At 37.3% G+C, this 14,194-nt stretch carries 13 protein-coding genes and 1 tRNA gene; 3 read left to right on the top strand and 11 right to left on the bottom strand.

The features are described 5' to 3' along the window. Window positions 1-83: 83 nt before the first annotated feature. Window positions 84-758 carry an SCO family protein gene (locus ACFSJE_RS11610; RefSeq protein ID WP_379831140.1) on the bottom strand — a complete coding sequence of 225 codons (675 nt, stop codon included), beginning with the start codon at window positions 756-758 and terminating at the stop codon, window positions 84-86. Between the two features lie 150 nt (window positions 759-908). On the opposite strand from ACFSJE_RS11610, the gene rseP reads away from it, so the two are divergent. Both rseP and ACFSJE_RS11620 read left to right on the top strand, forming a co-directional pair. Next, a complete protein-coding gene (rseP, locus tag ACFSJE_RS11615) occupies window positions 909-2,264 on the top strand; it encodes an RIP metalloprotease RseP (RefSeq protein WP_379831141.1) in 1,356 nt (451 codons plus the stop codon). A gap of 181 nt (window positions 2,265-2,445) precedes the next feature. Continuing rightward, a tRNA-Asn gene (locus tag ACFSJE_RS11620) sits at window positions 2,446-2,519 on the top strand. Between the two features lie 443 nt (window positions 2,520-2,962). On the opposite strand, the gene ACFSJE_RS11625 is transcribed toward ACFSJE_RS11620, so the two are convergent. The 10 genes from ACFSJE_RS11625 to ACFSJE_RS11670 form a co-directional block, all read right to left on the bottom strand. Beyond that, the gene (locus ACFSJE_RS11625) at window positions 2,963-3,574 is read right to left on the bottom strand and encodes a hypothetical protein (protein WP_379831142.1); all 612 of its coding nucleotides are present in this window, start codon (window positions 3,572-3,574) and stop codon (window positions 2,963-2,965) included. Window positions 3,575-3,723: 149 nt separating this feature from the next. Beyond that, window positions 3,724-4,377 (bottom strand): AbiU2 domain-containing protein, encoded by a 654-nt coding sequence (locus tag ACFSJE_RS11630; protein WP_379831143.1) that lies wholly within the window; start codon window positions 4,375-4,377, stop codon window positions 3,724-3,726. Window positions 4,378-4,496: 119 nt separating this feature from the next. Then, window positions 4,497-5,474 (bottom strand): hypothetical protein, encoded by a 978-nt coding sequence (locus ACFSJE_RS11635; RefSeq protein ID WP_379831144.1) that lies wholly within the window; start codon window positions 5,472-5,474, stop codon window positions 4,497-4,499. Between the two features lie 672 nt (window positions 5,475-6,146). Further along, the gene (locus ACFSJE_RS11640; protein ID WP_379831145.1) at window positions 6,147-7,922 is read right to left on the bottom strand and encodes an ATP-dependent nuclease; all 1,776 of its coding nucleotides are present in this window, start codon (window positions 7,920-7,922) and stop codon (window positions 6,147-6,149) included. 279 nt (window positions 7,923-8,201) lie between these two features. Further along, entirely contained in the window at window positions 8,202-9,854 is a 1,653-nt protein-coding gene (merA, locus tag ACFSJE_RS11645) for a mercury(II) reductase (protein WP_027375687.1), read from the bottom strand. Beyond that, window positions 9,851-10,210, bottom strand: a complete 360-nt coding sequence (locus ACFSJE_RS11650; RefSeq protein WP_027375686.1) for a heavy-metal-associated domain-containing protein — start codon at window positions 10,208-10,210, stop codon at window positions 9,851-9,853. Before ACFSJE_RS11650 ends, merA begins: the two co-directional genes overlap by 4 nt. Window positions 10,211-10,257: 47 nt before the next feature. Then, entirely contained in the window at window positions 10,258-10,863 is a 606-nt protein-coding gene (merTP, locus tag ACFSJE_RS11655; protein ID WP_027375685.1) for a mercuric transport protein MerTP, read from the bottom strand. After that, window positions 10,860-11,237: an ArsR/SmtB family transcription factor gene (locus ACFSJE_RS11660; RefSeq protein WP_027375684.1), complete on the bottom strand. Its 378-nt coding sequence runs from the start codon at window positions 11,235-11,237 to the stop codon at window positions 10,860-10,862. Before ACFSJE_RS11660 ends, merTP begins: the two co-directional genes overlap by 4 nt. Window positions 11,238-12,025: 788 nt before the next feature. Further along, the gene (locus ACFSJE_RS11665) at window positions 12,026-12,373 is read right to left on the bottom strand and encodes a hypothetical protein (protein WP_379831146.1); all 348 of its coding nucleotides are present in this window, start codon (window positions 12,371-12,373) and stop codon (window positions 12,026-12,028) included. A gap of 8 nt (window positions 12,374-12,381) precedes the next feature. Then, on the bottom strand, window positions 12,382-13,593 hold the full coding sequence (locus ACFSJE_RS11670) for a HEPN domain-containing protein (RefSeq protein ID WP_379831147.1): 1,212 nt from the start codon (window positions 13,591-13,593) through the stop codon (window positions 12,382-12,384). Window positions 13,594-13,737: 144 nt separating this feature from the next. On the opposite strand from ACFSJE_RS11670, the gene ACFSJE_RS11675 reads away from it, so the two are divergent. After that, window positions 13,738-14,139, top strand: a complete 402-nt coding sequence (locus tag ACFSJE_RS11675; RefSeq protein WP_379831148.1) for a helix-turn-helix domain-containing protein — start codon at window positions 13,738-13,740, stop codon at window positions 14,137-14,139. The last annotated feature ends 55 nt before the right edge of the window (window positions 14,140-14,194 follow it).

The following is a 14,194-nucleotide window of genomic DNA, read 5'->3' on the forward strand; positions in this document are numbered from 1 at the left end:
TTATTTAGATTGAATTTAATTAAGGCAAAAATAAGTAAAAAAGACAAAATAGAATCCTAAAAACCACAAGAAAGGTACACGGATTAGTCGGCATAGCTGTCTTTAAGGATTTTAAGGTCTTGGAGCAGCTTGTCAATATCCTCTGGATTGGTGCCATCGTAGAAACCCCGTATTCTTCGTTCTTTGTCCACCAAAATGAAATTTTCGGTATGGATCATATCGTAAGGGCCACCATCGCCATCCGTTTTAACGGCCAGATATGATTTTCGGGCCAGCTCATAGATTTGCTTTTTATCACCTGTCACCAAGTTCCATTTGCTATCCACTACGCCTTTTTCCAACGCATATTTTTTTAGCTGAGGTACGGAATCAATTACAGGGGTAACCGAATGGGAAAGCAAGAGCACATCATCATCATTTAGGATGGCTTGTTGGATATCGCCCATATTTTTGGTCATGATAGGGCAAATACTGGGGCAGGTGGTAAAGAAAAAATCGGCTACATAGATTTTATCCTTATAATCGTCTTGGGTAATGGTCTTTCCATTTTGATTGGTAAGGGCAAAATCCGCAATTTTATGATACTTTTTTTTGTAGTGCAAAGTGCTGTCCACCAAAGATGGGTCCACCATGGAAGGTTGGTATACCGGAAGTATCTTTTGGGGCTGTAAGGCTTTGTAGAACAAATACATGATCACGGCCGAAAGGCACAAAAAGACAATTCCAAAAAGCTTGTATTTGGCAAAAAATGACTTCACGCTGCAAAATTACGGCTGCCGCTAGGATTCATCAAGGGAAAAGCCAAGTTTTGTTGCCAAAAGTTTCTTAAAACACACGGGCCTAGGATTTGCCGTTTTTTTATCACTACCTAAAAGTTTACTTTTGTGCGTTTTAACAAATGACTGCTGATGAGTCCTATATTGATACAGACCATACAATTCTTTCTAAGTCTTTCCTTGCTCATTGTTCTGCATGAGCTGGGCCATTTTATTCCAGCAAAAATTTTCAAGACCCGGGTTGAGAAGTTCTATCTCTTTTTTGATGTGAAGTTTTCCCTTTTCAAAAAGAAAATAGGAGAGACCGTGTATGGAATTGGCTGGTTGCCCTTGGGAGGTTATGTAAAGATCTCTGGGATGATAGATGAGAGTATGGACACCGAACAGATGAAAGAAGAACCCAAGCCTTGGGAGTTTCGTAGCAAGCCGGCATGGCAACGTTTGATCATTATGCTGGGAGGGGTTACGGTAAACTTTATTCTTGCGGTGATCATTTATATAGGAATGGCTTATGCTTATGGTGACCAGTATATCCCCATGAATAGCTTAAAGGATGGTATTTGGGTGACCGAAACCGAAATCGGGGATGAGTTGGGCATAAAGACAGGGGACAAGATTATAGCCGTGGACGGGAATGAAATCAAATCTTTTGATGATGTTTTTGTGGAATTGATCAATGGAAACAGCATCACCATTGAACGTGATGGCCAGCGTATTGAAAAAGAAATCCCAATCGATTTTATTTCAACTTTACTTGAAGATGAAGATAAGGTTCGTTTCCTGAATCTTAGGGTTCCTTTTGTGGTGAATAAAATTCCCAAGGATTCACAAAACAAGACAGCTGGATTTCAGCCTAAAGATAAATTCGTGAGTATAAATGGGTCAGAAGCTATTTACCGAGATCAGGTAATGGGCTTTTTGCAAAACAACAAGGGGAAGGACATTGATGTTGTTGTGAAACGGGAAGATGGAAGTCAAGCCAACCTTGTGGCCAAGGTCAATAACGAAGGAAAATTAGGCTTGGAAGTAGGGGGCTATACCATGCAGGACTTGCAGAATGATGGCTTTTTTGAAATCAAAACCCAAAATTATTCCTTTATGGAAGCAATTCCAGCAGGGATAAACAAAGGGGTGAACACGTTGTCCAGCTACGTAAAACAGCTCAAAAAGATTTTTAATCCACAGACTGGAGCCTATAAAGGAGTAGGGGGATTTGCCGCTATCGGCAGCATGTTCCCTGGAACATGGAATTGGGTGGCCTTTTGGTCCACAACTGCTTTAATTTCCATTATTTTGGCTTTTATGAACATTCTGCCTATTCCCGCTTTGGATGGTGGCCACGTGATGTTCTTGCTCTACGAAATGATCACGGGCCGTAAACCCAGCGACAAGTTTTTGGAGTACGCCCAGATGATCGGGTTCTTCCTTCTGATCGCTTTGTTGCTGTTTGCCAATGGCAACGACTTGTATAAATGGCTTTTTAAATAGAAAAGCGAATTTTTTGCTTGTAGTGTTTTAAAGAAACACATATATTTGCACCCGCTTAGGATAAAACATTCCTCCTTACCTGCCTGCCGGCAGGCAGGGCTCAGAACTGAGCTACGTACTTGACCGGCTATCAGTGTAAAGAAAAATAGAAATAAAATAGATTTTAGAATAAGCGTCACATTCCTCCTTAGCTCAGTTGGTTAGAGCATCTGACTGTTAATCAGAGGGTCCTTGGTTCGAGCCCAAGAGGGGGAGCAGAGATAGCAAGGCTTCAGAGAAATTCAAACTCTGGAGCCTTTTTCATTTGCACGCAATTTGCACGCAGATTGAAAAAAATAAATTTTGAACCCAAACTTTAACATTTAAGGGCAAAATTTTCCAGAATAATTTGTGTCTTGTCCCAAATTCTTACCCTTAAACTTTTGCACGTGGATCCTATCCCAATTTTATAGAGTTCGGGAAGAAAAGCGTAAAGTAAAATTGGAATAGGGTGCAATTGCTTTTTAGTAGACAAGGGTTAATTTTCGAACGCCTCAATATTTTCAATATAATCAGAATGTAAATAACGGTTCCCTTTACCGTTAGTAACGGGTTAATATGCGTTAATTTTCGGTTTTGGACTGACGCTAGCAATTCCTAGCGAATTCTGATGTAGTCGAATTCGCCGTAATTGTGGTTAGCATTGTTGATTGACGTTATTATTTGAATTCCATTGTAATCAAAAAATAATGTGGGATTTTAAAATGTTCACCCAATTTTTCGGGTGTGATTTCCGATTGTACGACTTCACAATACGAGGCTGAACCATCACTATGTTTTGTCGGTGTTATAATGGCCAGTAATGGGAATTCCCCGTTTATCGGGTTTTCAATTGCCATTTTGGCTCCGAAAAAATCCTTTGTGGCGTATTCGTAACTGTTCTCGGTGAGTTTAAAGTCTTTTTTTGCACTGGCATATGTACTTTTTCTGAGCTGGATCGTTAGATTGTCTTTTGAAATTTGAGTGAATATTTTAAAATTGAATACGGATGAACTTATTCTGAAAATATCCGCCTCGGTTGCGTTGAATAACGTTTTGGTGTCAGTCAATTTTCCGTTCTTGAATTCTTTTATGTAGACCCGATAGTATTTTCCGTTAATTTTTGGGCTTTCAAAATCGAATCTTTCTACGGCAATATTTTGGAAGTCGAAAAAGTCCAATAGTTCCGGATTATCAATTCCATATTTGACTGTTGTTTTAACCGTCTCCTGTCCGAACGTTATAAATTGTCCTAATAATAGTAGTGAGGCTAAGATTTTGATATTTTTCATTGTATCGTGTTTAAATGAACAGTAAAAGTTCGCGTGTATGATTGTGGGCTTCAAAATACGGATTTTGTCCGTTTGTAGGGTAGGGGAATAGTTGAAAAGGTTTTTTTTAGATTTCCCACAATTGATTATACACGGCTTATATACAAGCTTTATCTGCTCCGAATGATACTTAGTAACCTATTGGTTTCAATTGACGGTTTATTTTTTCCATATTCTTCTAAAGTCAATTTGCGTAACCGTTTATATTTGGATAACGACTGTATTATACCAGGAGACGTATACTGAATATCAAACAGCCAGTGATTATTGTCAAAATGTAAGTTTATCTCAGCGAAAATGCTTTGGAGTCCCTCTAAAACTTCCCATAATTCTTCTAATGAAATTTTAAATGAGAACTGCCTTTTCTTTTTGTCATTATGAGCGAAGTATTTATTTCGTAAACCTTGAATTTGTTCAAATTTTACAGATATGCTATATAGCTTATCATTTAAGAGTTTCAGTTTTTCTATTGAAATTGAATCATGCCATTTAATGACTTTTAAATTTATTTTACAAAATTCAATAAGCTTATGAATGTTATGGTCTTCCTTATTACCTATCAGTTTATATACGTCAATAACAAATAGTCGAAGATAGTTATGGTAGAGTCTTACAAAGAAATGAGATTCCGGAATAGTTTCATGACGATGTTCCTCTTCCGAAAAGATAAGCGTCTTAACATCCTTTTTAAGATATTCAAGTTCTAATAAGGTCTCTCGAATTTCAAATAACCTTTCCTCTAAAATCTTTGTCTGAGAATTCATGTTTTGTTACACTTGCATCATAATGGTCTATGAGTAGTTGCATGGTTTAGAACTTAACTTTGAAAGTGCACCAAACTGAAAATCCGTAAGGATTTTCAGAATTAGCCGAGAACAAGCAATTACTTATAACCATCTTTGTTGGCAGTAGTATTTTTTTTGTCATTATAATTTGAGATTACAAATCCAATTGCCGAACCAAATAAAGCTATAACCATTCCGATTACTATAGCGTTCAACCATTCAATTCGATTTATTAAACTCTCATTCCTTAATTCAATTAATTTTTCTTGACTTTTTATTTCTTGTCTTAATAACTCAATTTGTTGATTCGTGTTTTTAAGAGCTAAAGTTTTTTCAGAATTATTCATAATTCCGTTTTCAAGGTTTTCTAACCTTTTGTTAATTCCAACAAATGTTTTTGTCGAGTCAATAACAAAAAGTGTGTCAATTACCGAGACTTTATTTAGATTTTTTTCTTGTTTTAAAATTTCCAATTCTAACTGCCTTATTTTATTATTTAATTCCAAGATGTAATCAGGCTTTTTATTTTTCTCATTTATCGAAACATAAAAGGTGATTATTGCAGTTGAAATTCCTAAAATTAAACTTGTTAAAGTCCATAAAGAAGTTCTTTTTTTATAGTCTTGTTTACGTTTGATATTTTCGAGATTCAATTCCTCAAACTCCTTTTCGTCTATCTTTTCCTCAATTTTTTTCTTTGCTGACAAGGTTTCAAATTCAGGAAATTCACTTTTCGAAATTGAAATCCAATCTTCTTCTCCGTAAACTAATATTTGAAAATTTTCTCCGTCTATTGGATAAACCAAATAAGTCGGTATTCCCTCAGATTTAATGGCTTTTGCATATATTTCTGTTTGAGCTTTAACATTGTTTTTTATCTGAGGATTTATTTGATTTTTAAATTCTACAAGTCCAATATAATTACCTATTCTAACGTCCAAAAGTAATAGGTCGATTTGAGCTCGTCTTCCACTTACAGAATAAGTTGGTGTTTGTTTTAAAAGGCTCGTTTTAGGAAAACCTTTTTCCTCCTCAAGAAAAGTGTAAAATAATTCTGCAAGTTTGTTTTCCTCCATTCGTGTTGTTTTATATTACTACCAACTTATTTATATGCCAAATTTTTATCAGCATATACTGCTAATTTGGTTGACTATGCCCAAGTCTTTAAATAAAACATAGTTTTTGCTAGGCTAACTGTAAATCTAGGGGGATGGAGTTAAATGTAAGAATTTTCAATTACTTGATAAATGTGAAATTCCGTAAAAGGTTTAATAATTTCATCGAATGGATGATATATTTAAAATCCAAAGTTGGATGCTTTCTTTTTTGTTTTGCTTCGCAAAAGAAAAAGGTAAAGCAAGAGGGTAACAGGCTTACGCCATGTTACGGATATATATATATTCTAAAACATTCACATTTAATGAATTATATAATTTTTGAAAATGACTTAAGGGCAGATATTTGAAATTTTTCACGGAAAAATACCGCCGGGCCAATAAAACTCACAAATTTTTCACGAAAAAACGGATGTCCCATGTAATTATAGACCTAACGAACTATTTAAAGAAAGGCTTGATAATTATATTGGTTTAGTAGAGAAACTGTCTAAAGATGGGGATACCTACATAGTTTAAATTCTGAATCTGCCATGTTACTTTATTTGGTTTTTTAATTGTTTGCAACGGTTTGGATATGAGCAGTAGCGTCCCGAAGGGCGCTATTGCTTATAGGTGTTTTTGTACATAGTTTTACTTGAATTTAATTACCTCATCATCTAGAATTCCTTTGTTTGAAGCAATTTCAAATTCAAATTCAGGAGTAAAACCTGTCTTGCTTTTTCCTTTCAAAACATAATGAATTCCTGTCCAAACTATATTTTCAAGCTCAAATAAATCCGAAATTTTCAAAGAGACATATTTACTTGAAGCTTCCAACGTTACCACATCTGCTGGCTTTGACTCCAGAATAATCACTTGAATTTTTGAGAGCATCTTAATCATTTCATCCTTTATAAAAACTTTTTCATCGTATATAGAGGTAAGAGTTGACTTTATAAATGCAATTAGTTCTCCATACCTAGTTTTTATGTCTTCTTTTGGTTCGGTCTTGAGTGATTCATATTCGTCATCAAATAATGAAATCTTTTTTTTCTCGTCCTTTGGTGATCTACTTTCTGATTTATAATAAGTTTCAAGTGTACCAGACTTGTGAATGAAAAATCCAACTTTTTGTAAAATCTCAATTGCTTTAATTGTTGATGCTGTCAGATGATCAATTTTAGAAGTAAAACCGACATCATCAACAATGACCTTGGCAATTTCTGGGAAAATATTGATTAGCTCGAGTGTAAGACTTTTTGAGTTATCGGTTCTAGTTTTTATTCTAGAGATATTGTTCCAAAATTTTGAATCCGGATCCCTTGCTTTAAAATCAGCTTCAGGGATTGAAATCAGTTTTTCAATAATTTCTCCTAAGGGAGATTTTATGTTATTTGTTATGTAATCCTGAATACTTGGAGAAATACCACTTAACTCTTCCTTCATTATTTCATTATCATCAAACTTGTCTAAAAGTTTCGACTCTATTAAGCAGTCTAAATCACCTATGTAGAAAGATTTCTTATTAATCGCTTGGCAGAGTAGGAACAAGGTCGAAAAATCATCTTTTCCTCCTGTTTCAACTAAACTATAATCAAAGCGACTGAGGTCAATTCCAACTTTATTTAAAACTGTTTTAAAGATTGCTTTGTCTCGAAAGCCTTCACAGAATATAACTGCTTTTGAATGCACAAGAATCCATTTTTCACTATCAAGCCTAAGAAGACTTTTTTCAAGATGATTTTTTTGACCAGGTGATAGGCTATCGAAATCAGGTTTAGTACCCTCTGGTAGTTGCGGATCAGAATAGAATGTTGCTTGCTTCAATTCGTCAATAGATTCTGGAGAAAAGAAGATTGGAGAATGCGTAGCTAACCAAAATTCACAATTTTGCTCTTCAGCTAAGCGAATCATTTCATTTTTTAAGAATCTCTGAGCTTCTGGGTGTAAAGAGAGTTCTGGTTCGTCAATGAAATACTTTGTGGAAAGCCCTGAATGTATTAGTGTAAGTAGTACTATCAGTTCTCGTAAACCTGAACTTTCTCCTTGGAGGTCATATCTGGGAACAGTCACCTCTTTATAATGATTAGGATCGAGTCCAGATGTTATTTTGAAATGCTGGGAACGCTCAACTATTTCAACGGAAAACGTTCGACCTAACTTTTTTGATAGAATAGCAAATACGGTATATCTTAACTTGGACTTTTCTCTGAGCAATGACATAGCAAGTTGCTCAGGACTTGATTGGCTAATTTGCTTGAATTTACGAATAGACCTTACAGTTTGCTCCTCATCAAATTGACCAACAGTAGGAGTGGGTCGTTGCTTTGGAATAAATACACCATCATTCTCGGCACAAAGCTTCTGTAACGCGCGAGTCTTTCCTGACCCGTTTGGTCCAACTAGGTAATTAATTTTTTCAATCATATTTAAATTATGCACAACGGTTTCGTGTATGAGCAGTAGCGGATTTGAAAGTACAAACCTTTCAGTTTAGCACAAAGCTTATTAAAAGCACAGACCTTGATTTTACCACTTCACCCGCTATTGCTTATACACAATGTTGTGCGTTCGCCCTTTATTTTCAGTCGGTTTAGTCAATTTTCAAAGGTAGGATTTTTTGGGGTAGGGAAGGCACTCTCTCTTGCAAGTTTTGGTCAAGCGTTGGCTGGTGCGACTTGCAAGAGTGTGTGCCTTTGGGGCGGATTAACTGGCACAGCAACTTAATTTTGATACGTCTTTTCCGAAAGTTATTGCTGCTAATTTTATACCTTCTCCCAAAGTCAAATAAGGGTAGAAACTGTCTGCTAAGTCTTTCACCATTATTCCGTATTTGATTGCCATACTTAATTGTTGTATGAGTTCTCCACCTTCGGGTGCGACTACTCTTGCACCTATAAGTTTGTCAGTTTCCGAGTTACGAATGAGTTTGATGAAACCCCTTGTGTCGTTGGCTGCTATGGCTCTCGGTACGTCTTTCAATTCCAATTTTGACACTTCAAACGGAATGCCTTTTGATTCTGCCTGTGCTTCATCTAAACCTGCCCCTGCAATTTGTGGGTCAGTAAACACCACCCAAGGTAAAGAAGAATAATCGGCTTTATTATCTGTTCCTGAGAACGCATTTTCAACGGCAATTTTACCTTCAAAAGCGGCTGTATAAACAAATGCAGGGGTGTTGGTTACGTCACCTGCTGCGTAAATGTTAGGTAGATTGGTTTCCATTTTTTCATTCACAGCGATATGTCCGCTTTTGGTGAGTTCCAAACCAATGTTATCTAACCCTAATTGGCTTGTATTGGCTTTTGTGCCTGTGGCAATTACTACCTTACCTTTTTCTATAATTTGCGTAAATGAACCGTCAGGACATTTACAGTGAATGATGGTTTCATTCGCTTGTTTCTCGAATTTCACGGCTCTGAAATTAGGTAAGATTTCAATGCCTTCTTTTCGCATTTGGGTTTCCAATGCTTCACTGATGTCTGGGGTTTGTGTCCGTAGAACACGGTCGGTAAATTCAATGATTCGGACTTTAACGCCTAAACGATTGTACGCCATTGCAATTTCCAAACCTATGTAACCTGCTCCCATAATGGTCAAGCTTTCGGGTTTTTCTTCCAAGTCGAAAAGGGAAACGTTGGTCAAGTAGTCAATTTTGTCCAATCCTTCAATAGTCGGAATGTTGGTCGTAGCTCCCGCAGCAATTAAAAATTTGAAGGCTTTGTATTCCTTGCCATCAACCAAAATGGTTTTGTTGTCTTTGAATTTTGCCCAACCTTTTAGCATAGTCAGGTTTTCAAAATCGCTTACCACATCCATATATTTTTTCTCTTGAAGTGTGGCTACTAATTTTTTCTTGTCTTTGATGATTTGAGCGAAATCAATATCAACTCCTTTTGGCTTGATGCCTTCAAAGTTGGAATGTGTAGCGTGATAAGCCGACTCGCCTGCACGAATAAGATTTTTAGAAGGCACACAACCCACGTTGACACAAGTACCGCCAAAGTCCAAACCACCGTTTACCATTAAGGTCGATAATCCTAAACTTTCGGCTTTGATTGCTGCCGAAAATGCAGCCGAACCGCCACCGATAATGATTAAATCAAATTGATTAATTCCGCTGTTTCCATTATCAGGGATTTCACTTTTTACACGATAGTTTTTTGTGCCGTTGATGGTATTAATGATTTCTTCTTTGCTGGTTTTGGTAGGGTCAAAAGAACATTCGCAAGTAGCTTTTGGATAGCTCACATTAGCTTCTTTTACACCTTCATTTTTGGAAAGTAATTTTTCAATGCCTGTTGCACAATGGTCGCAGGTCATTCCTATGATGTCAAGTTTTATTATTTCTTTGTTCATAATGATTTCTCTTTTTGATTTTCCTTAATGATTTCGGCTTTATAGCCTGTCTGCTCAATAACCTTGATGATAGCGTCAGGATTTGTTTTCTTTGGGTCGTATTGGATGGTTGCCAAATCGCCCGGATATTCCACTTTGTGTTCAATAATGCCGTCCACTTCTTTGAGGGCATTTGAAATATGGTTGGAACAACCTGCACAAGTCATTCCCGTGATTTTCAGTTGCAGGGTCTTACCTTCTTGCTGTGTTGTATTTGCTGTTTGTGCTTTATTGTCAGTCGGTTTGCAACATTGTGCATTGAGCTGAGCAATTCCAATTAGGAACAAAGCACTCAATAGAATTAAATTCTTTTTCATTGTGTAATTATTTAATTAAGTTCTTAAATACAAAAGGCAAAAAAATACTATTTCTTGCCAACCACTTTGTAACCTGTACCGTTGATGGCTTCTTCAATTTGAGCGATACTCACTTTGGTTTGGTCAAATTCTACTTTGGCAATCGCTTCTTCATAAATCGCATCTACCTTAACAATGCCTGGCAATTTGTTCACATCATTTTCTACGTGTGAAGCACAACCATTGCAAGTCATTCCTTTTACATCAAAAGTTACCGTTTGGATGTCAGAAGCATTGACGATTACAACTTCCTTGTTGTCGTTTGAAGGATAGAAAATGTGTGCATAGTTTGGAAAAGCGAGCATCAAGGCTGCAAACACGGTTACAATTCCCAAGAATGTTTTGGTCTGCATAAAGGGTTTTTTTTCGTCTTCTTCGCAATCACATTGGATTTCTTCGGCTGTTCGTGGTTTGAGTTTCTGATACCAAGCAAAGCCCAATACCAAAACGGTGATACCGATTAGATAAGGTCTTGCTGGTTCCATCCATGAAAAGGTAGATGCCACTCCTGAAGCTCCTGAAATAAGAGCCAATACAGGTGTAATGCAGCAAAGTGATGCTGCTACTGCCGAAAGCACACCCGCTCCGACAAGTCTGTTGTTTTTCTTGTTCATACTGTTTCCTTTTTTGAATTGTTTATGATGTGTTTAAAAAATGGACGAAGTAAAGTAAGTTGCTCCTGTTTCAAAGAGTAGAAAATGGTTTGTCCTTCTCTTCTACCTTCAATGACGTTTCCGTCTTTTAGTTTTCTGAGGTGTTGCGAAACGGCAGGGATGCTCATTCCGAGAATGTCTGAAAGGTCGCAAGGACAAAGTTCGTTTTCTTCTTCTAAGAGAAATAAGATTTTTAACCTTACTTCGTTTCCTGCCAATGCTAAAAGTCCACTCAGTTGACTGAATGCCTTGTCGTTGGTTTGAAGTATTTCTCTACAATTGTCTATTTGAACCTTGTCGGCAAACACACGGATACACGATTGATTGTTTTCCATAATTTCCTTGTTTAGGATTTAATAACGCAGCAAAAATACAAATAGTTTTCTTATTTAAGCAAATACTTAATTATAGTTTTTAACAATTCTTCTTTGTCAGCGGTGGGTGATTTAGCTCTTTTGGTTTTTTAGCGTTGGCTTTGAGTGTCGGAAAAACCAAATGTGCTAAATGTGCGGTGGGTTTTTAGGGTGACGCACAACTTGATTATATACCCAACTTTTATAGGAATATACCACCTCTCTGGCCGGCTATGCCTAAGTTTTTAAACGAACATGGTTCCATTAGGCAACTGTAAATATGGGGAATGAGTTAAATGTAAGAATTTTCAGTTACTTGGAAAACGTGGAATGCCGTAAAACGTTTAAATAATTTCAAGATTTACTTTGACTCTTGAGTCGGAACGCTTTCTTTTTTTGTTTTGCTTAGCAAAAGAAAAATGTAAAGCAAGAGGATAGCACGCTAGCGCGGTGCTATTAATTCATTTTCCTTCGGAAAAGCCGATTTTCAGGGTGTTTTTTGAGAATATTGGTTATTAGTATTTACACCATTTTTGATGGAAAAACGCTCTCAGCCCAGTAAAATCAATCAATTTCTAATGAAAAAATGGCTGTTCAGTGTTTGAATTGGGTGTTTTTCTGTCTTCAATATTTTGACCAACTGAAATTTATAGATTGGTATTGTTTTTAGCGTAAAATAGCTTTCAGCCCAGTAAAATCAAGGAATTTTTAGCATAAAAATGAAAAATCAGAGGCTTATTAAGGGCAAAAATGCTTTTGTAATTCCTAGATCAAACGTCTCCTTTGGCTTTCTTTTCCTCCCGATATAATAGGTTCAAATGGTCCATCAAAGCCTCTTCCCCGACTGGCATCAAACGGTTGGCAATGGTCATGGCTTGATGGATGAATTCCTCTTCGTTCCTGTCCATTACATCATCCGAACCAAGATGGGGATTTATTGCCCTCATAGAAAGGTATAGCAATGCACGAACGGTCAACAATAGATCGGCATGACCATTAAGGTAAAAAAATGTGGGTTGGAACTTTTCCTTGAACAATGGATGGGGAACCAAGGTAGGGGAATGGTCATTTGAGTGGAATCTCAAATCCTTAATGAGCTTTTCTTCATTCAAGTTCATGGTAAGATTTAGTCAGTAATGGTTGTCTTTTGTTCCGAAAGCAGTTTTCTGGCCTTGTCCAAGAATTCCATTTCATCATGGGGGATGAGATCCAGTATATACCCGAGAACCCCACTAATATTACTGTGGAGTTGGGGAACGGAACGTGTCGAAAAATTTTCGTTTTCCAAAGCCGTGATGCAGACCTTGATCAGATCGGAAATCATAAAGGAGGTTTCACAATATCCTTTGGTAATGAGTTCTACGCTATAGAGTCCCTTTTCAGGGATATAGGGTTTCAAGGCATGGAAATGCATTTTCTCCAGTTCCTTCAATTGACCAACAAATGATGTCTCATCATTGTTCACCGCGTTCTCGGTCACTTTTGGGAATGCTTCCTTAAAATCCTTTCCGATTCCCTCTATTCGGTCTTTGCAGTTTTCAAGATGCCTATGGAATATGGACTCGACCTCTTTTATGAATTCCTTCATCTTGGATTGGACGGTCTTGGTCTGTACTTTGGTAATCTCAAACTCATTACCATAGCGTGCAACGCTATAGGCATGTTCCAACAAGAGCAAAAGTTCATTGCTGTTTGGCTCAGAAGATTCCAAAAAGGGCTGTAGGGTGGGAAAGAAATGTTTGCAGTAATTGATATGGCTAATGATACTGTGTGTTATCATGCTCCTTCCTATGCACATCTGTTCGATGAACCGGAACGAAAGCTCAAAGGCCTGGTGCATGTTGAAGGTGGCAATGGCATAATCCCCTTCCTTTATCAGGACGTCGGCAGTATTGGCAAAGGCATTTACTTTTGCCAATTCCGATTTATGATATTGAATGGCCCTCTTGACAAGGGTCTCATATGCCATTGTGGGGTAATCCATAATGTTTCCTCCTTGCAAGCGAGCAAAAACAGTCTCTCCGAGACAGCAGTGCTCCAAGAAATAGAGCGAACCCCTTTCAAGGCCTATCTCGGATTGGCTCTCCGTATAGACCCTTATCCTGAAATCGGGATGCTTCTTTCCCTTTTTGGTTACCAAGGAACGGATCTCATTAGGAAGAGGGTCATTGTTGACATCCACAAATAGGGTAAGAAAATAGTATTCGGTATTGCCCTCCTTCTGTCTTTTTGATAAAAAGGCACTGTCAATGGTAATGATGTTCAGGATGCTGTCGAGCAATTCGGACAGCTCTTCCGCTTTTTCAAAGTTTTCAGGTATGTTTGTGTCATATTTCATAAAATGGTGTTTTAAAGGGTTCGAGAATCACTGACCATATTAAGGCCACATTCCCAAGTAGCCCACCATAGGCACTTGTGTTTTATTAAAAGTGTTTTGTATTTTACAATCGGTTTATTGTACGAAACACCCTATATTTGAGATATGCAGACAAAGACCAAGAACAACCATATAGGCAGAAAGATCAGTAGGATAAGGGAACTCCGTGGAATGAAACAGGAGACCCTTGCCGAAGAACTGGGCATAAGCCAACAGGCCGTTTCCAACATTGAGAACAGTGAAAAGGTGGATGATGCGAAACTGGAAGAGATTGCCAAGGCTTTGGGGGTCACCAAAGAAGGTATTGAAAATTTTTCGGAGGAAGCCATTTTGAACATCATTGGTAATACTTACCATGTAGATAATTCTTCTGCTGTCAATTATGGTTGTACGTTCAATCCTTTGGATAAACTAATGGAAGCTCACGAAGAAAACAAGAAACTTTATGAGCGTCTTCTTCAAGCGGAAAAGGACAAAGTTGCTTATTTGGAAAAGCTAATCAAATAGCTTGTTATAAGCTGCGATTATTTCCACCCTTTATTGGCTCTTGTCAATTTGTAAT

It is taken from the genome of Flagellimonas iocasae (genome assembly GCF_042682725.1).
GTDB classification, from domain to species: domain Bacteria; phylum Bacteroidota; class Bacteroidia; order Flavobacteriales; family Flavobacteriaceae; genus Flagellimonas; species Flagellimonas iocasae.

Excerpts from the sequence above, each read along its gene's own strand:
- merA (WP_027375687.1), bottom strand. The coding sequence starts at position 9,854 with ATGAACAAAGAAATAATAAAACTTGACATCATAGGAATGACCTGCGAC.
- ACFSJE_RS11660 (WP_027375684.1), bottom strand. The coding sequence starts at position 11,237 with ATGGAAAACAATCAATCGTGTATCCGTGTGTTTGCCGACAAGGTTCAA.
- ACFSJE_RS11625 (WP_379831142.1), bottom strand. The coding sequence starts at position 3,574 with ATGAAAAATATCAAAATCTTAGCCTCACTACTATTATTAGGACAATTT.
- merTP (WP_027375685.1), bottom strand. The coding sequence starts at position 10,863 with ATGAACAAGAAAAACAACAGACTTGTCGGAGCGGGTGTGCTTTCGGCA.
- ACFSJE_RS11675 (WP_379831148.1), top strand. The coding sequence starts at position 13,738 with ATGCAGACAAAGACCAAGAACAACCATATAGGCAGAAAGATCAGTAGG.
- ACFSJE_RS11630 (WP_379831143.1), bottom strand. The coding sequence starts at position 4,377 with ATGAATTCTCAGACAAAGATTTTAGAGGAAAGGTTATTTGAAATTCGA.
- ACFSJE_RS11640 (WP_379831145.1), bottom strand. The coding sequence starts at position 7,922 with ATGATTGAAAAAATTAATTACCTAGTTGGACCAAACGGGTCAGGAAAG.
- ACFSJE_RS11665 (WP_379831146.1), bottom strand. The coding sequence starts at position 12,373 with ATGAACTTGAATGAAGAAAAGCTCATTAAGGATTTGAGATTCCACTCA.
- rseP (WP_379831141.1), top strand. The coding sequence starts at position 909 with ATGAGTCCTATATTGATACAGACCATACAATTCTTTCTAAGTCTTTCC.
- ACFSJE_RS11635 (WP_379831144.1), bottom strand. The coding sequence starts at position 5,474 with ATGGAGGAAAACAAACTTGCAGAATTATTTTACACTTTTCTTGAGGAG.
- ACFSJE_RS11650 (WP_027375686.1), bottom strand. The coding sequence starts at position 10,210 with ATGAAAAAGAATTTAATTCTATTGAGTGCTTTGTTCCTAATTGGAATT.
- ACFSJE_RS11670 (WP_379831147.1), bottom strand. The coding sequence starts at position 13,593 with ATGAAATATGACACAAACATACCTGAAAACTTTGAAAAAGCGGAAGAG.